This is a genomic window from Mongoliitalea daihaiensis (assembly GCF_021596945.1).
Taxonomy (GTDB): domain Bacteria; phylum Bacteroidota; class Bacteroidia; order Cytophagales; family Cyclobacteriaceae; genus Mongoliitalea; species Mongoliitalea daihaiensis.
Map to the genome: position 1 here is coordinate 3,089,309 of NZ_CP063779.1, position 22,534 is coordinate 3,111,842.

Sequence of the window (22,534 nt, forward strand, 5' to 3'; positions counted from 1 at the left end):
AGTATGAAGGGTGTAAAATTCAAACAAATCCTACTACTTTTTCTTGCAGCAGCCCTACTTTGGGGCTGCGAGCAAGAAGAAGTAGATTTAAAAGTATTATTGCCTACAAATTTACAAATTGAAGTTGAGCAAGGTGAAAGAGGAAATGTAACAGTAAGTTTTTCAGCGCAAAATGCTAACTTTTTTAGGGTTGGTTTTGGCGTGGACGAGCAATTGCCTGAATTGGCAACAGGCAATCAAATGTCCTTTACTTATAGAGAAGCAGGTACATTTACGATTACCGTTCAAGCGCATACTACTGAAAATGATTTTATTTCCGATACCCGTCAAGTAGAAATTTCGAGTGCAGCACTTGGTTTAGGGATTCCTACCACTGGTTTTGTAAGTCCTGAAAGTTATGAGGGCTATCGCTTAGTATGGAGAGATGAATTTAATGGTAGTGCATTATCTCAAGATTGGACTTATGATTTGGGTGATGGCTGTGCAAATAGCCTTTGCGGATGGGGCAACAATGAACTTCAATGGTACACAGATCGAAGGGAAAATGTTAGATTAGAAGGTGGAAATCTAATCATTACCGCTAGGAGAGAAAATTTAGGGGGCAGACAATTCACCTCTTCGAGAATCAAAACAGAAGGCCGTCAGTCCTTCCAATTTGGAAGAATAGATATCAGGGCAGTTTTACCAAAGGGTCAAGGTATATGGCCTGCTCTTTGGATGCTTGGTGATAATATCAGGACTGTAGGTTGGCCTGCTTGTGGAGAAATTGATATCATGGAAATGGTAGGAGGTCCTGCAACAGCTCGTAATAATGAAGTTCATGGAACGGTACATTGGGACAATAATGGATCATGGGCCAATACCGGCGGATCCACTACTTTGAGACAAGGTATTTTCAATGATAACTTTCATGTTTTTTCTATTATCTGGGATGAACAGCGGATTGTTTGGTTATTAGATAACGTTGCATTCCATACTGTAGATATTACACCTGCTGCACTTTCAGAACTTAGAGAGTCTTTCTTCTTTTTATTCAACATTGCAGTAGGGGGAAATTGGCCTGGAGATCCTGATGGAACTACTACCTTCCCTCAGCAGATGGTAGTAGATTATGTAAGAGTATTTCAGAGATTATAAGTAACCTATTAAACTACAAAAAAAGCAGTGTTCGAAAGAGCACTGCTTTTTTTGTTGCTTGGATTTTTAAAATCAACATAGCATGAACACTTCGAATAGAAGCTCAAATATTTTTACAAGCCATCGCTTGGCGACTTTTTTTCAACTCAGCATAATGAAAACAAAAAACCCGATCAAATTTTTGATCGGGTTTAATTGTGCTTAACGGATTCTTTTAAGATCAGTCAATCAAGTATTTTTCGACAGGTACATAGCTCATATCAAAGGCGTCTGCTACCGCTTTGTATACAATTTCACCATTGATCACATTTAGACCAGGAACAAGCTCAGCATTTTCTTGAGCTGCTCTTTTCCAACCTTTATCTGCCAATTGAATAGCGTAAGGAAGCGTGGCGTTGGTCAAAGCTAATGTAGAAGTGTATGGCACAGCTCCAGGCATATTGGCTACACAGTAATGCACTACATCATCAATAATATAGGTTGGATTCTCATGCGTAGTTGGTGTACATGTTTCGATGCAACCTCCTTGGTCTACGGCTACATCCACCAATACTGTACCTGGTTTCATTTCTTTCAACATGTCCCGAGTAATTAGGTGAGGAGCTTTTGCACCTGGAATTAATACAGCACCTACGATCAAATCTGAATCTTTGATCATTGCACGGATATTATACTCATTAGACATCATGGTTTTTACATTGGCAGGCATGACATCAGCCAAATATCTCATTCTTGCTAAAGATACATCCATAATCGTTACATCTGCTCCAAGACCGGCAGCCATCCAAGCTGCTTGAGTACCAACAATACCACCACCTAAAATCAAAACTTTGGCAGGTAAAACACCTGGTACGCCACCCAAAAGAATTCCTCTACCTTTCAAAGGCTTTTCTAAATAGTTAGCTCCTTTTTGAACAGACATTCTTCCTGCTACTTCGGACATAGGAACCAATAGCGGTAATGATCTATCTGCTTTCTCGACTGTCTCATAAGCTAAGCAGACAGCCTTGCTTTCTACCATTGCTTTGGTTAAAGGTTCATAGGAAGCAAAGTGAAAATAGGTGAATAACAACTGATTTTCTTTGATCAATTTATATTCGGGTTCAATAGGTTCTTTTACCTTTATGATCATTTCAGCAATGGCATATACATCCTCAATGCTTGAAAGGATTACAGCACCTGCTTGTTCGTATTCTTCATCAGAAAAACCGCTACCTACACCTGCTGTATGTTGTACATAGACTTGATGACCTCTTTTTACAAGTTCTTTTGCACCGGCAGGGGTCAAAGCCACTCTGTTTTCATTGTTTTTGATTTCCTTGGGAACGCCTATTATCATCTTGCTAACATTTGGGTTTAAATAACAATTTTGCAAAGATAATATGGGAAAGCATTACATAGGTCAAAACCTATTATATATTTTGAATGAGGTATGAAAATCGTTAAAAATTGAAATTAAATTTTTTTTAAAGCGTCTAAACCTGATAAAATTTTAAAAAGGGCTTTAAAATAATTGAAAATTTGGAAATTTTTTTACTTAAATTTCCCCTTCTATTGTATGGGTATTTTTCTAAATATCGAAATTATAAAATCAGTAAAACCTAATTTTGCGATATAAAATTTTAAAAAAAAATAATCTACTTATTTTTATCAAAATATTTTATCGATTTTTTAAAAAAAGAAATGGAATTAACTGTTTGTAAACAATTCAAAAATTTCTATTTTTGGAATAACTGCGTGTAGCAGTTAAACCCAAAATAATTTAGAGATTCGTTTAATCATGACTTCAGTGGCTTCTATTTCAACAAACAAAAAGTCAAAAGTTTTAGATAAAGAACTTTTGTTAAAAGAGTATCGACTAGCTCATGAAAGCCGACAGGCTTCGCTCATAGGGAGGAAAGAGGTGTTTATGGGCAAGGCCAAGTTTGGTATTTTTGGAGATGGTAAGGAGTTGGCGCAGTTGGCTATGGCTAGGCACTTTCAAAACGGAGATTTTCGTGCCGGATACTACAGAGACCAAACGTTCATGTTTGCCATCGGCCAATTGACCATACGCGAGTATTTCGCACAATTATACGCCCATACTTCGGTAGAAGCTGAACCTGCTTCTGGAGGACGTTTGATGAATGGTCATTTTGGCACACGATCCTTGGATGAGGACGGGCAATGGAAGAATTTAATGGAAATGAAAAATTCATCTTCTGACATTTCTCCAACTGCCGGACAAATGCCCAAATTATTGGGACTGGCCATGGCGTCCAAATTATATAGAAATAATGAATCACTTCATCCCATGACCCAATTTTCCAATAAAGGGAATGAAGTGGCTTGGGGAACCATAGGAAATGCATCTACATCTGAAGGGATGTTTTTTGAAGCGATCAATGCGGCAGGAGTCATGCAAGTACCAATGGTAGTTTCCGTTTGGGATGATGGCTACGGAATATCTGTGCCAAATGAATATCATACCACCAAGGGAAGTATTTCGGAAATTCTGAAAGGACTCCAACGGAACGATGATCAAAAAGGATTTGAGATTTTTGTTGTCAAAGGTTGGGATTTTGAAGCCTTGGATAAGGCTTTTGAAAATGCTTCCAGAATAGCAAGGGAAGAGCATGTTCCGGTACTCATACATGTGATTGAGGTGACACAGCCACAAGGACATTCTACATCAGGTTCTCATGAGCGCTACAAATCAAAGGAGCGATTGGATTGGGAGAAAGACCATGATTGTCTTGTAAAATTTAAAGATTACCTCTTAGTCAATGGAGTTGCCACAGAGGCGGACTTATTTCAAATTGAAAATGAAGCGAAAGTCTATGCTAAAAAAGAAAAAGATGCTGCATGGGCAGCATTCAGTTCCGACATCAAACAGGAATTGCAAGAAGCTGTACAATTGATCAGAGCAGCAGCACCTCAAGCATCCGAATCAGCTGCTTTGTTACAATTAGCGGATGATTTACAAAAGACATTGAATCCAATCCGGAAGGATGTGGTCTCCACCGTAAGAAGAGCTTTGTGGGCGATGCGCAAAGATGCAGAAGCTGTAAAAGCTGAACTTAGACATTGGTTTAAAGAACTTTCAGTGCTCAATGAAGATAGGTATAATAGTCACTTATATTCTCAATCCACTGATCAATACGCGAATGTTGCCATAGTTCCTGTACGATATGATGAAGGGGCACCTTTGGTAGATGGAAGAGAAGTGTTGCAAGCATGTTTTGATAAAATTCTTGAACGTGACCCTAGATTCCTTGCTTTTGGTGAAGACGTTGGTAAAATTGGTGATGTAAATCAAGCTTTTTCAGGATTGCAAGCAAAGTATGGTGATTTGCGTGTATTTGACACCTCTATTCGAGAAGTAACGATTATTGGGCAAGGTATCGGTGCGGCATTGAGAGGGCTTAGACCTATGGCTGAAATTCAGTATTTGGATTATATCCATTATGCCTTGATGACCTTATCGGATGATTTGGCTTCCTTAACATACCGAACCAAAGGCGGACAAAAAGCACCTTTGATTGTACGTACAAGAGGACATCGTCTGGAAGGTGTATGGCATGCAGGTTCTCCAATAGGTATGTTGCTACATTCTCTTAGAGGGATGCTTCTTTGCGTGCCTAGAGATATGACCCAAGCTGCAGGAATGTATAATACACTGATGGAAGCTGACGAGCCTGCCTTGGTTATTGAATGCCTGAATGGCTACCGTTTGAAAGAGCGAATGCCATCCAATATCGGTGAGTTTAAAGTAGCTTTGGGGCAACCTGAAATTTTGAGAGCAGGGGCGGATTTAACCGTTGTGACCTATGGCTCTATGTGTAGGATTATCATGGATGCAGCAGAAGAATTAGCTGAGATGGGAATTGAATTGGAAGTAATCGATGTGCAAACCTTATTGCCTTTTGATGTGCATCATAGCATAGTTGACTCCATCAAGAAAACCAACCGTGTATTGTTTGCAGACGAAGATGTACCAGGTGGAGCGTCGGCCTATATGATGCAAAAAGTAGTGGAAGAACAAAAAGCCTACTATCACTTAGACTCAGAGCCTGTTACCATTGCGGCTAAAGCCCATAGGCCAGCATATTCATCTGATGGAGATTATTTCTCAAAGCCATCTGTAGATGATGTGGTAGAGACTGTTTACAGGATGTTTCATGAAGTAGATCCTGTAAGATTCCCGGAAATTTAACAAATAAAAATAGTCCAAGTAGTTGATTGGAATTTCAATGAAAGTCTGACAATCTAACGTTTAAGCCCTCTATCCTCCTCGGATGAGGGCTTTTGTTTTGGAAAGATTTTTACAAGCCATTATTTTTAATACTTCCCATAGCGATGACTATGCTGTGGGCTTTGACGTGGTACTGTGTTTCCATGATCCAAGGAGAATCTTTCCATTGCGCAATGTCATGTGGGCTATCTTTTGCGGTATCGATCCACCGTTTCCACCGTATAGGGGAGTCATTTACCTGTTTTGGCAATTCAAAAGTAAGGTCTTCAACATAAGCGTTGACCATGTAATGCATGGCCATTTGCCCACTAAGGGAGGAAAATGTTGCAGCAATGGCATGTGAATTTTTTCTCCAATCAGGTTGTCCAATCCTGATGCCATGCCATTCAATTAGAGGTTTTTGAAGGAATTCCAGTAAACTCAAATTAAATCCCCGTTGAGAAGTTTCACGCATTAATCGTTTTTGAATCAGGATTTTGACAAAACGGAACATGTCTTGATTTTTCTCTACCAGGTCCCAATCAAACCATGAAATCTCATTATCCTGACAATAGGCGTTGTTATTGCCTTGTTGGCTTCGACATACTTCATCTCCCATCAAAATCATTGGAGCTCCCAAGGAAAGGATATTGATGACATGGAAATTTTTAATCTGTCTCTTTCGTAAGCGATTGATCAACTTATTATTAGTTGGTCCTTCTATTCCAAAATTATAGCTGAAATTTTCATTATTCCCATCTCTATTGCCTTCATTATTGGCAAGATTGTTTTTGTGATTGTAAGAAACTACATCCATCAAGGTAAACCCATCATGGCAGGAGACGAAGTTTATACTTTGCTCAGCTTCCCTGTTTTTGGCTGCGTAGATATCAGGACTTCCGATGACGCGGGTGACAAAGTCACTTATTTTTCCAGTATCTCCTCTAAGAAATGAACGCACATCATCTCTGAATTTCCCATTCCACTCCTTCCAGCTATCACCAATGAAGGAACCTACTTGATACAAACCTGCTGCATCCCAAGCTTCTGCAATCAGCTTGGTGCCGGCCAATATTGGATCAGATTCTATATCCCAAAGGATGGGAGGATTTTCTATGGGATTCCCTCTTTCATCTCTCGATAAGATGGAAGCTAAGTCAAATCTAAATCCATCCACGTGCATGTCCCTCACCCAAAAATGCAATGCTGAAAGGATCATTCTCCTAACAATGGATTGGTTGGCGTTCAAAGTATTGCCTGTGCCGGAATAATTTTTGTACTTGGACTTGTCTTTTTCTAAAATGTAAAAAATACTGTTGTCAATACCTTTGAAAGAATAGGTGGGCCCATCTTCTTTGTTTTCAGCAGTATGGTTGAATACCACATCGAGTATGACCTCTATTCCTTCATTGTGCAATGCTTTGACCATATCCCTGAATTCATCCAATACTTTGAGGCTATTTGGTTCGGTTGAAAAACCCTGATGCGGTGCAAAAAACGAAACAGGACTATACCCCCAATAATTGATCATCCCAGGAGGTGCATCTTGGGTGTCAAATTGAAATATAGGTAAGAGTTCTACTGCAGTAATCCCTAAATCTTTCAAATAAGGGATCTTTTCTACCAAACCTGCAAATGTTCCCCGTTTTTCGGGGGATATACCTGAATTGGGATGCTTGGTAAAGCCACCCACATGCATTTCATAGATGACTGTACGCGAAAATGGAGTTCTTGGGTGTGAATCCCCATCCCAATCATAATTGTTGATGTCTACAATGACATTCTTCATGCTGTGAAGACCACCTTTTCCAAGTTTTGTATGTGCTTTTCTACTGTATTGCTCGGGAATCACTACTGCTTTGGCATATGGGTCTAAGATCACTTTGGATGAGTCAAAGAAGTGGCCGTTTTCGGGTTCGTATGGGCCATGAATTCTATAAGCATAAATCAATCCTTCATAAGCACCTTCCAAAAAGATATGCCAATAGTGGTAGGTTTTGTTATATTTCGGGTTTAATGTGAAGACTTCAGCTGGATATATTTCATTGATATGGTTGAAGATGAGCAACTCGACTAAGGTCGCATGCTTGGAAAAAATACAAAAATTAACTCCACCTTCCATGAGGGTAGGTCCAATAGGAAAACTTTGACCTTGAAGTGGATTGAATCTTGATTTTTCGGATTGGATATTTCGTATAAACATGAAAAACCTTAGTGAATAATTTATAGGATAAATTTTCACTAAGGTAAGGATTGGACAGAAAGAAAAGTGATTCTATTGAATATTTTTGGGAAGTTCTCTCGTAAGCCAGCCCCTTCTATTTGCTGTAGCTATCGCATAAGGCGTAATCCAAAACAGTGAAAAAGTATAATAGATTGAATAGAAGTAGGCCCATTTTGCATCTTCAAACTCCCGCTTGTATGCATAAAAAAATGCGGGAATACTTGAAAAAACAAGAATTCCAATAAGCATACTGGTTAGGATTAAAAACGGTTGAATACTTAAGAGAACAATCAATAAAAGTAAAGCGGGGTATGCCATCAATACTTTGATCCATTGGTTCAATAGGAGTATTCGGGTACCTATTTTGGAGCCTTCTCTAAAATTAGAAAAGGCGAATTTGCTTAACATGATATTCTCACGCACATTACTTCTTTCCCACCGAATATACATTTTACTCAAATTTTTGTATTTGTCAGGGATCTTGGTGAGTACTTCTGCATTTTTCTGAAATAGTACTTCATAACCTTGTTTCAAAATCATATTGGTCATAGCCCGATCTTCCCCTATGTCCGTTTGTTGCCCTAAAAAGCGTTGATTGATCCAATCAGGAAGACAATTCATTACAGCTTCTTTTCTATAAGCGGCCAATGCACCGGGCGTGCATAAGACTGAACCAAATACACTCTGTGCAGATCGAATAAACTCAAAGCTAAACGCAAAACTGACATTTAACATTTTTGGGATAAAGCCATCTTTTTTATTTAAGACCAGTACATTACCTGCTACAGCCCCACACTTAGGATTGACAACGAAAGGACTCGCCATATTTCTGAGGGTATTTTTACGAATGATGGAGTCACTATCGATTGTAATAAAAATATCGCCGCTACCTGCGTGAAAGGCTCTGTATAACGCATGTCTTTTTCCCTTGTTATGTGGTTGTTGCAGAATAGTGATATTTCCGATCAACTCTCTTTTCGCTTTTTGCATCCAGGCCCAAGTGTCGTCCTTACTGCCGTCATCGATCGTAATGATTTCTAATTTTTTCAACGGATAATTGGAATTTACGATGCTTTTGAGCGTATCATAAACTTGCATGCCTTCATTATAGGCCGGTACGATGATCGTACAAACAGGTAACTCATCGTCAGAAACGGATTCGATCGGTTTGTAAAATTTATAAGCAATGGTGATAAAGGCTAGAAAAGAAAGCTTGAAAGCTAAAATAATCATGGAAAGCATCAAGGTGTAATATCCCCAAGAAGAAGCCAACCGCTGGGTGCGGAATAGCTTAAAATCCGACCAAAAAAAGATTAAGGAAGAAACAGTGGCTACGAATACCAGTAAAACCAAGCCCCAGAGTAAAAAGTTTTGGTGGGGAAAAGGAGCCACTGCAACATTTTTAAACGGCAATCTGCTGGGTAAATTAGTAGGTAAAATAAACTTGCTTATCTCTTTGCTTCGGGTAACGACTGAACTACGCTCTTGTCTGATTAGCATATAATGTTGGTTTAATTTTCCAACCTATGTCCAAACCCTGTACCAGATGTAAAAAGTGTATTTTTTTTAGGTTTGAGCATGTATACCACAGTAATGTGTGGTTTTATTCCCCATTTTGGGGCTGCATCCTGTGTCCCAAAGTGGGTAAAAAATGGATTCATAGTTTTTTTAGCTATGGATTGATTTTTGCATGCTACGATGATGCAGATAAAAACAAGATTTTTAAGAGTAAATTATCCATCAAATGTCTCAAAAAACAACCCATCAGTCAAAATTTCAAATAGGTAACAAAGTAATTATTGGCTTTTTGCTAGCAGCAGTTTTGGTTGTCGGAGTCTCAGTAATTACATTTTTCAGCATTCAAAAATTATTGTCAACCGTAGAAAACCTTACAGAGCCAAATGAAAAGCTCGAGCAGTTGAACGGGTTGATGGCAGATGTATATTTATTGGACATGTCCAAGACTGAACGAACATCTGATAAAGATTCTGTTTTGGAAGAGACCGAACGGAGAATCAAGGAGCGGCTTGACTGGTTAAAAAGACTGGCAGATGATCCCCTTGAAGTTCAAAGTTTGGAAAAGATTAGCATGGATTTATCCGAATTATTAGTTGTTTATGCAGGTTTGGAAGAGGTGCGGTACAATTTGACGAGTCGAACATTCAGTGAAGAAGCGCTCGTGAATATCGAGCGAAGAATTAAGCGACAGCAGGAATTGAGTGAAATGCAGTTTTTGGGGAGAATTCGAGAAAGAGATTTTTTGACCGAAATCACCCTTCCTGAGAAAAAAAATGACTCTTTGCCATCGATCGACGAAGACCTTGAATTGGACGAGGATTTTGTGGAGTTTTTCAAAGAACTTGGGGAACAAGAAGGGAGGAAAACCAGCGAACGTAAATCCAATGAGCGAGCAGAAAGCACAGATGCTGCTTTGGAAGCTTTAAAAACCTTTATGACCAAAATGTATCAGGATGAGCAGCGATTGAGGCAAAACTTTATCATCCTAGAAACTCGTCTGATCAATAAGAATAAGGATGTGTTTTATCAAATTCAGCAGTTGATTGCTACCATGCAAGTAGAATTGCTCGCAGAATACAAAGCAAAAAACGATTCTGCCTACGAGCTTACCTATGTGGTTTCTGTTATTTTAGGCATTTTGATATTTTTAGGTGTAGCTGGCTCCCTGGGATTTGTCAATAGTATTTTAACCGAAATTAAGAAGGGGATTTCGTATCGATCCAAATTAGAGGAAGCGAAGCAAAAATCGGATGACTTAGCAAAAGCGAAGCAGGATTTTTTAGCTAATATGAGTCACGAAATCCGCAACCCCTTACATGCTATACAAGGCTATCAACAAGCGCTTGAAAGAACTACCCTTGACGAACAGCAAATTGAATACCTGAAAATGATGGGGTACGCATCGGATACATTGATTGGTATAGTCAATGATATTTTAGATTTTTCAAAACTAGAGGCAGGTAAAATTAATATAGAAAAATTAAGCTTTGATGCAGCATCTTTGTTTGTTACCATCAGAAACTTTTATGCTTTACGGGCAAGAGAAAAACAATTGGCTTTTTCTTGGCAAATGGATTTGCCAGAGGGGGGTTGGTTAGTAGGTGATCAATTGCGGATCAGTCAAATTATGAATAACCTGTTGAGTAATGCCTTGAAATTCACTTCTCAGGGCTTTATAAAAACTTCCTTGACCATAGATGCCGAGCAATGGTTGATTATTGAAGTTGAGGATACAGGTATGGGTATGTCAGACGAGGTTCAGGCAACTATTTTTCAAGAATTTCATCAAGGGGATTCCTCCATTACCCGAAACTTTGGAGGTACAGGCCTAGGTTTAGCAATCACCAAGAGATTGGTGGAGTTATTAGACGGTGAAATTACCTTCCGGTCTGAACAAGGCACTGGAACCACCTTCCGGGTTATTTTACCGATTGAACTTGGGGAGGCATCTGAGATTGACACTTTGGAGAGGACAAGTCAGCTGATTTCATTGGAAGGGTATCAGATTTTATTGGTAGATGATGATAGCATAGGTTTGCGCTTGTTGAGAAATCTCTTGGAGTCTAAAGGAGCCACTGTAATGGATTTCAATGGAGGGGTGGAGGTGTTGGATAATCTTGATACGGATGTACCCTTGGACCTTGCCATTGTGGATATACAAATGCCCCAGGTAAGTGGCATTGATGTGCTACATTTTTTACAAAATCAGCCGCTTTATCAAGAGATTCCTGTTCTAGCCATGACTGCAAATGTTTTTGTTGAAGAAGAGCGAAAACTTAGCAAGGAAGGCTTTACTTCTTTGTTATTGAAGCCCTTCAGTGAATCACAGTTGATGGCTAAACTAGCGCAATTGGGGATTGGTAATAGCAAAGAAAGTGTTGATCAACATGATCAACAGGAAGGGGATTCTAAAGAGCCGTGTTCTCTATACACTAAGGAAGATGTAGCGAAGTTTTGTTTGGGAGATGAAGAGCTTGTGGTAGAGATCATGGGAGATATTATTGTGGCAACAGAAAAAGACCTGCTTATTTTGCAAGAAAGTCTTCCTAATGCCAATTTCAATAGGATAAGAGAAGTGACACATCAGCTTTCTAGTCGATTACGCCAAATACGAGCAGGAAGTGCTGAATTGGCCAAATCCATTGAAATCGCTATCAAAAATGGAGAAAACACTAAGGTGCATAAAGAAGTGGAGCAGCTGATTGAAGAAGTAAGTCATGTCTTAGCTGTGTTAAAGAAAGATTTCGCTGTTACTTGAGTCTTTTGCCTTGTGTTCTCTAAAACCTGAGGCTATCCGAGGAATCAAATTCCTTGGATAACTTCGAGTAATTCTATTGGATTTATAGGTTTGGCAATAAAAGCATCTGCACCCTTGGCGATTGCTAGGTGTGCGATTCCTTCATCTCCATACCGAGTCATGATGACCACTTTGGTAGTTGGGTTTTTCTCTTTGATAATTTGCAATATTTCAATACCATCCATATCCGGTAACCTATAATCGAAAATACCAATCGAAAACTCTTCTTGTTCAATTAGTTTGAGAGCTGTTTTGCCATCTTGGGCATCTTTTACTAAAAAGCCTTTTTTACTCAAAAATCGAGTTAATAGTTTACAAAAGACGTTGTCATCTTCTACGATCAAAATATTTGTATTCATCATGACTTTAAATTTAAGTGGAAATTAAGCATTCAATTATTTGTTACCAAAGGTTCTGATGGCATTTTGATCAATGGCATATACAGCCATAGCACTTTGAACAAAGCCTTTGATCAATTCATCCACCCCAAGACCTAACTGTCCGAAATTCCGAATATCAAAGAGCATCAGCCGCTCATCTGCATAGGTCCAGCCGTCGTCACCTTTGATAGAAAGGTTCGTTCCGTATACTTCCCAAGAGTTCATGTCCTGTGGAAGCGGTTGATTTAATGGGTAGCCAGATCTTCGGGAGTAAACAGCCAAGGGACGGATGCCCTCCTCTGTAGCATGCATCATTAATCTCAAGTCAAATGCATAGCTTCTGCCCTTATTGTCAGGAATAGTTCCCACATGATACCATGCTTGTGTTGGGTCCAATCCTTTGTTATAATTGCTATGAATTAGTTGTTGAATTAAATAAGTGTCTTTTGGGTCAATCTGGCTTAAAGCAAAAGCCAATTCTTTTTCAGAAACAACCGTATATACCCCTTGACCTGCATTGGAATCAGGAACTTTGATCACCATATTTCCTCCCATAATATCGAAGTATTTTTTCAATTCATGGTAGGGCACATTGGTGAAGGTCTTGGGGGTAAAAATACTGATTCCTTCCTCTTTGAATTCATTATTGAAGTGATCGTATGCACCACTTGCTACTTCTTTATTTCTTCCTCCTGCCAGACATGCCTCGATTGGATTCAAGATAAGTGTTTTGGTTTTTTGTGGCAACCTGGTCCATGGTTCCTGTGTGACATAGCGAAAGGCAGCGCGGATTGGAGTCCATTCCTCCCGGTGATTACGGATATGCATGATTCCTTCTTTGAAGTGTACAGGTGGATTGGTATCAGCCTTGTCAAATTTAGCTAAGTACACATTTTCCCCAAATACATCTGCAATGGTTGCTGCATAGCCAACATTTTCCATAGGGTTTTTATCATAGATCACTGCCAAGCTCCCCTCCATGTTTTGCGCATCTACCATTGGCTTGAATGTCTTTTCAATCAGGCGTTTATACCCACCTTGCTCAACATTCAGGTCTAATAGTGGCATGGACTTTTGACCGGAAGGGCAGGAGTTGGTCTCAATTACAGCAAGTTTTCTATTCCCCTCATGATTGGTCACATGCATCAAGTCCGTTCCCGCCCATCTAAAATAAGTGGGTTGGTACGTCAAAACTTTTAGTATGGCTTGTGGATTACAAGAGGGATGCAGACGCTGATAGCGTTCTACCATCTGCTGATGGGAAAGGTTGAGGAAGTAAGAAACCAAAGGATGTATATTGGAGTTGAGCACTCTGGGGTACCAATGCTCTGTCGCCTCAAAATCACCTGATTCAACTAAATGGACATTTTTGGAAATCGAAAGTCTCATATGTTCTTTATTCTTATTATTAACTTAAGTTGATTAGTTCCTGAATGTAATCTTTGTTTTTCCAAAGCATCAGGATTCCACTGAGGACCATGGAGGCCACCACTATTTTTCTGAAAAACAATTCAGAAATTTTTGCAAGGATTAATTTTCCGAAGTAAACGGCTATCATGGAAGAAATTCCGATCATGATTCCGAATTTCAAAACTTCTCCCGTAACAAACCCAAAATATGCATAGCTGATAATTTTTGTGATGTGAAGGACGATCGCATTGGCCGACCGGGTGCCCAATAAGCTTTCCTTACTGATACCATAATTAAGGTATGCGGAATTCATCAAAGGCCCAACACCACCAATGAGGCCTGACAAAAAGGCCACGACAAGACCCATGGGAGCAAAATGCCAGGCTTTCACCTGAAATCCTGTTTTACGTTGCTTTTTATTCCATTGAAAAACGGTCGAAAGCAATAAAAGACCAATTAAAATTTGTAGAAAATCAGCAGATAGACTCGCAAACATTCTTGCTCCCAGTAATGAACCAATAATTGTGGAAGGGAAAAGCCATCCAAATAATTTCCAATCGATATACTTCCAAAAGAAAAAAACTTTGGAAGTACTACTCATACCTATACTGATTGCCATTACAGGAGCTACAGCTTTGACACCTACAACCACCGCAACAAGTGGCATAAGCAACAAGCTTGCTCCACCTCCAGTCAAGGTGCTTAGGATGAATACTATAAAGGCGCCAATTAAAACGAGTATTAGTTGCATGAATAAGCTTTGTTTAAAAAGCATGCAGTCTTCAGTCTCTTGAAATAGAATCCTTTAAAATCACATGCGGAACGAGTTCTAAATATGAAAATACCGTGCCTAAATTGTTTTAATGTTTAATTTTTAACGGAAATTTAGATTTAATGATTAAACTATCAAGAATTACCATGTGTAAGTGTGACCCAATTTGAGGTATTTTTACACAGTTTTAAAAAGTCTCTTTGTCCCAATGTTTTTAAAAGAACCTGTTTTTTTAGAATAAAAGTGATTTTTTGATAGAAAAAGCAAAACTTTATTTTGAATTGAATCTACTGGAACGATTTCTGTTTTTCTAAGAGTATGAAAAAGAGGATTCTCATCTATATTTTCCTTCTACTAAATCTATTGATTATTGGACTTGCCTTAACAGATGTAGGGAACAAAATCATTTGGCATACTACACAGCCAGTTGAGCAATTTCAAGCGAACGAAGTAGAGCAACAATTCTATGTGCAATAGTTGTTGCTTTGGGAGTGGTTTTACACTTTTGGAGTGGGCTGAATAAAAACCGAACTTTATTTCTTCATTTCATGATTAAATAGCTATTATTGATAAGTTTTCTTTGAAGCAGACGAGCGAATGAAAAAAATTTTACTGATTGAGGATGACTTGAGTTATCAAAAGCTTATTAAAAGTTTTTTGACCAAACAAAGCTTCCAAGTTTTTTCTTGTGAACAAAAAAAAGAAGCTTTCAAATGGCTGGAACAAGAAAAAATCGATCTTGTAATCACTGATTACTGGCTTCCTGACGGGACAGGATTAGATATTTTGAAACAAATCAAAATAAGCTATCCAGCTCTCAAGGTAATTTTTATTTCCAATTATTCAGAAGTACGCATTGCAGTAAAAGCGATGAAGGTGGGCGCGTTTGAGTATATCACTAAGCCTATCAATCCTGATGAATTGCTTCAGACAATCAAGCAAGCATTGAATACTAAAGAGGAGAGCTCTGCACAATCTCAAGAACTCACTTTTGTGGTCGGGAAAAGTCAATCCTTCAAAAAGATTTTCAAGCACGTGGAATTGGTGGCCCCCACTGATCTCTCAGTGCTACTCATTGGAGAAACTGGGACTGGTAAAGAATATTTGGCAAGAAAAATCCATGCCTTATCCAATAGAGGCTCTGGTCCTTTTGTTGCAGTGGATTGCGGTGCCATATCGAGTGACTTGTCAAGTTCAGAATTTTTTGGACATGTCAAAGGAGCATTTACGGGTGCAGTAGGGGATAAGACGGGATACCTTGAGTTTGCGAATGGAGGAACCTTGTTTTTGGATGAAATAGGAAATCTTCAACCAGAAATTCAATCCAAACTATTACGTGCTTTACAGGAGCGCTCGGTTAAAAAAGTAGGATCCAATCAGGAAGTACCCCTAGATATCCGGATTATTGCTGCCACCAATGAAGATTTGGAAAATCAACAGCAATCAAATTTCCGTTTGGATCTATATCATAGAATCAACGAATTCAGAATAGATGTACCGCCTCTTAGAGATAGAAAAGAAGACATTGCCTTGTTTACTGAGCATTTTCTTCAACAAAGTAATGTACAGTTTAACAAATCGGTGGAAGGATTGAGTGAACAAGTAGCACGTGTTTTTTTTCAACATACATGGCAAGGAAATCTTAGAGAACTAAAGAATATATTGAGAAGAGCAGTACTGTTAGCTGAAGCAAGCAAAATAACAGAAGACTTATTACCTGCTGATTTTTTAAAAAGCCCTAAAACGATGGACGAATCCCCCAATAATCTCTCAGATTATTCTATTACAGATGTTGGTTCTTTTAAAGAGCATACAGAGATTTTGGAAGAAAAATTGATATCGGAGGCTTTAGAGCTTTTTCGTCATAATAAATCGAAAGCAGCAGCTCATTTGGGTATTGACAGAAAAACCTTGTATTTAAAAATGAAAAAATTTGGAATAAATTAAAGTTTAGATGAAGTGTTTAAAGGCAGCCAAGATTGGCTGCCTTTTTTTGGTTGGGGTTTAATTGAAAATATATCTAACGCCTAATTGCATCTGCCAAACATCACCTATGTTGGCTGTTCTAACAAATGAATTGCGAGGAATCTCTCCACCTGATGGATTGAGGCGATAGGTAGGCACATTGGTTATCGGATCAATATTGACAATGCCGATAGGGCTTTCATTGGCAATGATTTGACCAGTTCCCCAATTGTTATTGAGCATATTGGTGAAGTTGAAAACATCCGCACGCAATTGCAAGGTATTTCTCTTGCCCCCTACATTGATGAAGAATTCCTGCATGAATGATAAATCCAATCTACCGACTAAGGGAAATTGAACTGCATTTCTCACGGCATACATACCTCTTCTTGAATTAAGATGGGAGTCTTGTTGGATAAATTCATTGAAAATATCCCGTTGGTCTTGAGCCGTATAGCTTATGCCATTTAAGGTGAATGGTTCAAACTGCATCTCTTGCAATTGGGATTCGGTTGGTACAAATATCAAATCATTTCCTGCTATCAAATCCCCATTGATATCAGTGTTATAGACATACGAATCTACACCTTGATTTCTAAGTTCATAAAACAAGGAAATGGTAGAGGCGTAATTTTTCCCATATTCTTTTTTATAACCTACTGAACTGATCAATCGATGTCTTTGGTCATCTAGAGAGAACCCAAGTTCAGGGAAATTCCCTCCTCTTACGGAGTGGATGTTTTCATACGATAAAAAATGCTGCGTATTTCCATCTACCATGTTTTTGGCTTCGGCATACGTATAAGCTGCCATAGCATGAAGACCGTTGTCAAAATATTTTTTCAATTGGAATGTCAAACTGTAAGAGTATCCCTTTGATGTATTATCCATAACTACAGCATTGGTAATAGTTGGATTTCTCCGATTAGCTTCATCTGAGAAACCATATAGTGGGCGATTGTCCGGTCCTGCTAAGTTTCTCGATGATGGTAGTAAATTTGCATCATAGAAAATCAAATCATGCACCTGTGAAGTGTAAATACCTTCTACAGTAGCCACAATTCCGCCCCATATTTCTTTATCAATTCCTATGTTTGTTCGCCACACTTGCGGATTTCTAAATCGGGGATCTATGTACGCTAGATCGTAAGTTTCAGGTCTGCCTCCATTCTGAGGAATGTAAGCATTTGGATCTGGATTGAATGGGAAATTCGTTGTATTGTCTTCTCTGATTTGGCCTTGCAGCATCCCATTGGTATTGACCATATTGGAAATGTTGACATAAATTGGTCTACCGGAGAATAACCCCGTCCCCCCTCTGATTTGGAAAGTTCGATCACCTGTCACATCCCAATTGAAGCCAAGCCGTGGACTCCACATAAATTGCGGTTCGGGAAGTCTATCTGTTCTGATTTCAATAGGTTCTCCATTGGGCCTTCTAAAATCAAGCGTTGCAGCTTCAGGATTAAGTAGAGCTGTTTGATCATAGAATGGCACATCTAATCTAACTCCTAGTGTCAACTTAAAATTATTCGTAACATTGATCTCATCTTGTACATAGGCACTTGCAATGTATGCCCTGGTCACTGCTGTTGGTACAGATCCATCGGCAAGAGCTGAGAATTGTCGTTGAAATCTCCTTAATTCAATTGCTTCTCCTGCCGCATCCCGATAAAAATCATCCAAAGAATTGTAGACATAATGACCAAAGAAGGTAGGAGTAAAGGTGTATTCGAAATTAAAGAGTTCAAAATTTACCCCTGCGGTAAGGGTATGGTTATTTAAGTAAGCTGAAAAATTATTTTGAAACTGCCAAACATCCGAGTTGAGTGCTCTATTAGGTGAAAGTAAATCTGTACCGAATGTGATGTAATTTCTTCCATCCTGCAATATATCTACCATAGGGAAATCTCCGCCTTCCCAACTTCTGAAGTTTCTATTGGAGGTAAGCCCAAATCGTAATTCATTAGAAAATCTGTTCCCGAATGATGAGTTGAGTTCAATGATACCTGAATAAATATTATCGTTCAATAAGTAATTTGAATTTTGGAAATTGAGTGAAAATAGGTTTTGGTTTCTTCCACCAAATCCCAAAGATGTACGTGCCACTGGTCTATCTCTTGAAGAAATCAAGGTATTGAATCGGGCGCTTAGATGATGGTTTTCATTGATGTTATAGTCGAATTTGATCAAAAATTTGTCAGAAACTGTAGGTAAATTATAATCCTCGTACAATCCTGGGTCATAGTCAAAATTGGAAACCAAGAAATTCCTCAATTCATCCATATCAGATTGTAGTACTCGGGTTACATTGGCGCCTGTTCTTCCTGGTGCGCTTGCAACAAATGGGGAATTGGGATCTGATCTTCGTTCGGATTCTGCCGAAACGAAAAAGAATAACTTGTTTTTGATAATTGGACCACCCAATCTAAATCCGTACTGCTGCACATTGAAATCACTGGTGACTACTTCGGTTCCTCTTGCGTTGGATCCGACAAGTCTTTCATTCCTGTTGGTTATAAATGCAGAACCTCTAAATTCATTATCTCCGGACCGTGTGATTGCATTAATAGCAGCACCGGTAAATCCACCTTGGGTTACATCATAAGGGGCAATGTTTACTTGTATTTCTTCAATAGCATCCAGAGAAATAGGAGTAGAGTTGGTTGGAGCCCCAGGGATTGATCCGGAAAGTCCAAAAGCATTGTTGAAAATACTACCATCCAAAGAAAAGTTGATAGCCTTAGGGTCCTGTCCGGCAAAAGACTCTCCGTTGGATTGAGGAGTCAATCGGGTAAAATCCTGCACGCTTCTGCTGAGGGTAGGCATCGTTGTTAATGACTCTCTATTGATAGTAGTTGCAGCACCTGTTCGTTCATCATTGAGCAAGTTGTCCCTAAATCCAGCGACAACAACGGCATCTAATTCAAAATCTTCATCACTCATCTTTGTATTTAAAACGTAGCGTTGCCCCAAAGCCAAATTTATGTTTTCATATACTTTAGTTTCAAACCCAATAAAGGAAACTTCAACCCTGTAGGGCCCCCCAGTACGCATGTTGGGGATGGTGAAGCGGCCATTTGTTTGGGTGACCATCGTGTAAGATGTTCCAGAAGGTGTATGGAGAGCTTGAATGGTTGCCCCAGGTAGTGGTTCATCCATATCATCAGTGATGAGTCCTGTCATTCCAGCACTCGTGACTCCCTGAGCCTTGGTATTGTTGTAACTTACAAAAAGTACAAGCAATAACCCTAAAGAAATTATGGTAGTAATTTTTCTCATTGGTAGCTTATGTTGGTTTTAAAAACTTAATGGCATTTACTGTGCCGATGCCAATTTTCGCGAAATGAGGCAGTTTCAATCCATTTATTGGGGATTCTACTGTTGGGATAATGCCCCAATGTGGGTTTCCATGAAACAATTTTTTTATTCCCTACAAAAAAGATAGGAAAAGAATAGTATTGAAAAAAATTCACATTAGTTTTGCAAAATAAAACATACAAAAACTATAGGATATGTATAAATTTAATACACTGTTGCTGCTGATATTTTTATTATTGGCGTTTGCTCCATCTTATGCCCAACAAGTTGTCCAAGGAAAAATAGTGGATGAAAAAGGAGAAGCGATTCCTGCAGCTTCCATCTTTATCCCTCCTGGAAATATTTTTGGAATCTCTGATTTGGAGGGTTTGTTTACATTGACTGGAGAAATCAACTTTCCTGTGACTATTCAAGTCTCTTTGGTTGGTTACAAGGCAAAAAAGATTACTGTCAATCGAGAAAATGCGGCTTCTAGATTAGATATTATATTAGAGGACGATTTCGAATTGGCAGAGGTGCTCATTACTTCCCGACGTAGACAGGAAGAAATTCAGGCAGTTCCCATTGCAGTGTCTGTCATAGGTGGGGCTTTGGTAGAAGATGCCCAAGCTTTTAATGTCAATCGCCTAAAAGAATTGGTTCCTTCTGTACAGTTGTATTCCTCCAACCCACGGAATACTACCTTGAACATTAGAGGTTTGGGCTCAACTTTCGGATTGACCAATGATGGAATTGATCCAGGAGTTGGTTTTTATGTGGATGGAGTATTTTTTGCACGTCCTGCGGTTACGGCCTTGGATTTTATAGATGTGGACCAAATCGAAGTGTTAAGAGGGCCTCAAGGAACACTATTTGGGAAAAATACAACAGCAGGTGCATTCAATATTACCACCCGTAGGCCGAGATTTCAACCGGATGCGACCATTGAATCTAGTTTTGGGAACTATGGTTTTGTCCAAACCAGAGGATCTATCACAGGTCCATTATCTCAAAAATTGGCAGGAAGACTTTCTTTTTCGGGTACAAGAAGAGATGGCTTGATTTACAATGTAGCTACTCAAAAATTCACCAATGATTTGAATAATCTAGGGGTACGGGGACAATTGTTGTACGTGCCATCTGAAAAAGTAGAGGTGTTGGTAGCGGGAGATGTCACCCGACAGCGACCGAATGGTTTTGCTCAAGTAGTGGCAGGAGTAGTCGAAACACAACGAGCACCTTTTCGGCAGTTCAATACTATTATTCAAGATTTAAACTATTCCTTGCCAAGTATGAATCCATTTGATCGTCTTATTGATCATGATACTCCATGGAGATCTGGAAATGATGTTGGTGGGGTCTCGGTCAATGTAGATGCAGATCTTTGGGGTGGGACCTTGACTTCCACAAGTGCTTGGAGATATTGGAATTGGGACCCTTCCAATGACCGGGATTTTACAGGTTTACAAGCGCTAAGTCTTTCTCAAGCACCCTCTCGCCATGATCAGTGGTCGCAGGAAATACGTTATGCTGGTGATTTCAATTCCAGACTCAGCGGAGTAATAGGTGTATTTGCTTTATGGCAAGATTTAAAGTCAGATCCTTTCCATACCGAAGAGTCAGGAATTCATCAGTGGAGATTTGTTCAAAACAACCAAAACCCATTGTGGAGAACTCCGGGGTTATTGGATGGATTTGGGATCAGAACAACCAACCGCTTGCAATCCTTTAGTGGAGCGGTATTCGGACAGTTGGATTGGAAGATCAGTGACAAAGTAAGTCTCCTACCCGGAATCAGATGGAACTACGATGAAAAGCAGGTGTATTTTAATCGGGAAACGTATGGCGGTCTTCAAACCGATGACCCTGTGTTGATCGCCTTGCAACAATCGGTCTATAATGATCAGGAGTTTCAGGCAATGGTGGACGAATCAAATTTTTCTGGTCAGGTAACCCTGGCTTACAGGCCGACATCCAAGATCAATACCTTTGGTACATTTTCTACCAATTTTAAGCCAGTGGGGATTAATTTGGGAGGATTACCCAGAGAAAATGGGCGAACGATGATTGAATTGGCGAGAATAGAACCCGAGTTTGTCACGCATATCGAAGGAGGAATCAAAACTTCCCCAACTTCTAAAAGTACAGCTAACCTTACCTTGTTTAATACATCCATTCAAAATTTTCAGACATTAGTTCAGACTCCGGACTTATCAGTGAATAGAGGATACCTTGCCAATGCCGAGGAAGTCAACGTTGCCGGGGCAGAGTTGGATGTGTCACTAAAAATACGTTCAAATATCCAGCTATTTGGAGCACTAGCCTATACGGATGCCAGATATGTAAAGTTTACCAATGCTCCTGTTCCATTGGAGGAAGTAGGAGGGGAGAGCTTCAAGGATATCTCAGGAGGTAGGCTGCCGGGCATATCAAGATGGGCAGGTTCAGCAGGAGGAGAATGGAGCCACCAATCAAAATTTTTAGGACTTAAAGGGGAAGTCTTTGTTGCTACCGAACTATTTTTCCGTTCTGAGTTTTCCAGCAGTCCCTCACCATCCCGCTATTTGAATATTGATGGCTATGGAGTTATGAATGCAAGAGCTGGATTTAGAGGAGACTATGGATTTACGCTCTTTGTATGGTCAAGAAATCTGACGGATACGCAGTATTTTGAACAATTGCTACCTGGAGCAGGCAATGTGGGCCATTTTGCAGCAGTTCTTGGAGACCCACGCACAGTTGGGTTTACCGTGAGGTTTAATTTTGTTGAAAAATAATTCATATTAAAAATATAGGATTTGTTGGGTAATGCTAAATT

14 protein-coding genes are annotated in these 22,534 nt (G+C 39.4%); 6 read left to right on the forward strand and 8 right to left on the reverse strand.

Annotated features, from left to right (window positions below; all coding sequences use genetic code 11):
- The first annotated feature begins 3 nt into the window (after positions 1-3).
- Complete coding sequence (locus IPZ59_RS13045; RefSeq protein ID WP_236136489.1) at positions 4-1,137, forward strand: glycoside hydrolase family 16 protein; 1,134 nt, start codon at positions 4-6, stop codon at positions 1,135-1,137.
- A 220-nt stretch (positions 1,138-1,357) separates the two neighbouring features.
- Here IPZ59_RS13045 and ald read toward each other — a convergent pair whose 3' ends face one another.
- On the reverse strand, positions 1,358-2,476 hold the full coding sequence (gene ald / locus IPZ59_RS13050) for an alanine dehydrogenase (RefSeq protein ID WP_236136490.1): 1,119 nt from the start codon (positions 2,474-2,476) through the stop codon (positions 1,358-1,360).
- A gap of 441 nt (positions 2,477-2,917) precedes the next feature.
- Here ald and IPZ59_RS13055 point away from each other — a divergent pair, with 441 nt between their 5' ends.
- Positions 2,918-5,332 carry an alpha-ketoacid dehydrogenase subunit alpha/beta gene (locus tag IPZ59_RS13055; RefSeq protein ID WP_236136491.1) on the forward strand — a complete coding sequence of 805 codons (2,415 nt, stop codon included), beginning with the start codon at positions 2,918-2,920 and terminating at the stop codon, positions 5,330-5,332.
- Between the two features lie 109 nt (positions 5,333-5,441).
- Here the strand turns inward: IPZ59_RS13055 and glgX are convergent, their stop codons facing one another.
- The 3 genes from glgX to IPZ59_RS13070 form a co-directional block, all read right to left on the reverse strand.
- Positions 5,442-7,553, reverse strand: coding sequence for a glycogen debranching protein GlgX (gene glgX, locus IPZ59_RS13060; RefSeq protein WP_236136492.1), 2,112 nt, complete (start codon positions 7,551-7,553; stop codon positions 5,442-5,444).
- Positions 7,554-7,625: 72 nt separating this feature from the next.
- Positions 7,626-9,074: a glycosyltransferase family 2 protein gene (locus tag IPZ59_RS13065; protein WP_236136493.1), complete on the reverse strand. Its 1,449-nt coding sequence runs from the start codon at positions 9,072-9,074 to the stop codon at positions 7,626-7,628.
- A gap of 11 nt (positions 9,075-9,085) precedes the next feature.
- Positions 9,086-9,235, reverse strand: a complete 150-nt coding sequence (locus IPZ59_RS13070; RefSeq protein WP_236136494.1) for a hypothetical protein — start codon at positions 9,233-9,235, stop codon at positions 9,086-9,088.
- Positions 9,236-9,318: 83 nt separating this feature from the next.
- On the opposite strand from IPZ59_RS13070, the gene IPZ59_RS13075 reads away from it, so the two are divergent.
- Positions 9,319-11,850 (forward strand): ATP-binding protein, encoded by a 2,532-nt coding sequence (locus tag IPZ59_RS13075; RefSeq protein WP_236136495.1) that lies wholly within the window; start codon positions 9,319-9,321, stop codon positions 11,848-11,850.
- 44 nt (positions 11,851-11,894) lie between these two features.
- On the opposite strand, the gene IPZ59_RS13080 is transcribed toward IPZ59_RS13075, so the two are convergent.
- The 3 genes from IPZ59_RS13080 to IPZ59_RS13090 are packed head-to-tail and all read right to left on the reverse strand — an operon-like array spanning position 11,895 to position 14,430.
- On the reverse strand, positions 11,895-12,251 hold the full coding sequence (locus tag IPZ59_RS13080) for a response regulator (protein ID WP_236136496.1): 357 nt from the start codon (positions 12,249-12,251) through the stop codon (positions 11,895-11,897).
- A gap of 33 nt (positions 12,252-12,284) precedes the next feature.
- Positions 12,285-13,658, reverse strand: coding sequence for an ATP-grasp domain-containing protein (locus tag IPZ59_RS13085; protein WP_236136497.1), 1,374 nt, complete (start codon positions 13,656-13,658; stop codon positions 12,285-12,287).
- A 19-nt stretch (positions 13,659-13,677) separates the two neighbouring features.
- Complete coding sequence (locus IPZ59_RS13090; protein WP_236136498.1) at positions 13,678-14,430, reverse strand: sulfite exporter TauE/SafE family protein; 753 nt, start codon at positions 14,428-14,430, stop codon at positions 13,678-13,680.
- Between the two features lie 339 nt (positions 14,431-14,769).
- On the opposite strand from IPZ59_RS13090, the gene IPZ59_RS13095 reads away from it, so the two are divergent.
- Positions 14,770-14,928: a hypothetical protein gene (locus tag IPZ59_RS13095; RefSeq protein WP_236136499.1), complete on the forward strand. Its 159-nt coding sequence runs from the start codon at positions 14,770-14,772 to the stop codon at positions 14,926-14,928.
- A gap of 120 nt (positions 14,929-15,048) precedes the next feature.
- Positions 15,049-16,398: a sigma-54-dependent transcriptional regulator gene (locus tag IPZ59_RS13100; protein WP_236136500.1), complete on the forward strand. Its 1,350-nt coding sequence runs from the start codon at positions 15,049-15,051 to the stop codon at positions 16,396-16,398.
- A gap of 57 nt (positions 16,399-16,455) precedes the next feature.
- Here IPZ59_RS13100 and IPZ59_RS13105 read toward each other — a convergent pair whose 3' ends face one another.
- Complete coding sequence (locus IPZ59_RS13105) at positions 16,456-19,698, reverse strand: TonB-dependent receptor (RefSeq protein WP_236136501.1); 3,243 nt, start codon at positions 19,696-19,698, stop codon at positions 16,456-16,458.
- A gap of 233 nt (positions 19,699-19,931) precedes the next feature.
- Between IPZ59_RS13105 and IPZ59_RS13110 the strand changes: the two genes are divergently transcribed.
- Entirely contained in the window at positions 19,932-22,493 is a 2,562-nt protein-coding gene (locus IPZ59_RS13110; protein ID WP_236136502.1) for a TonB-dependent receptor, read from the forward strand.
- The last annotated feature ends 41 nt before the right edge of the window (positions 22,494-22,534 follow it).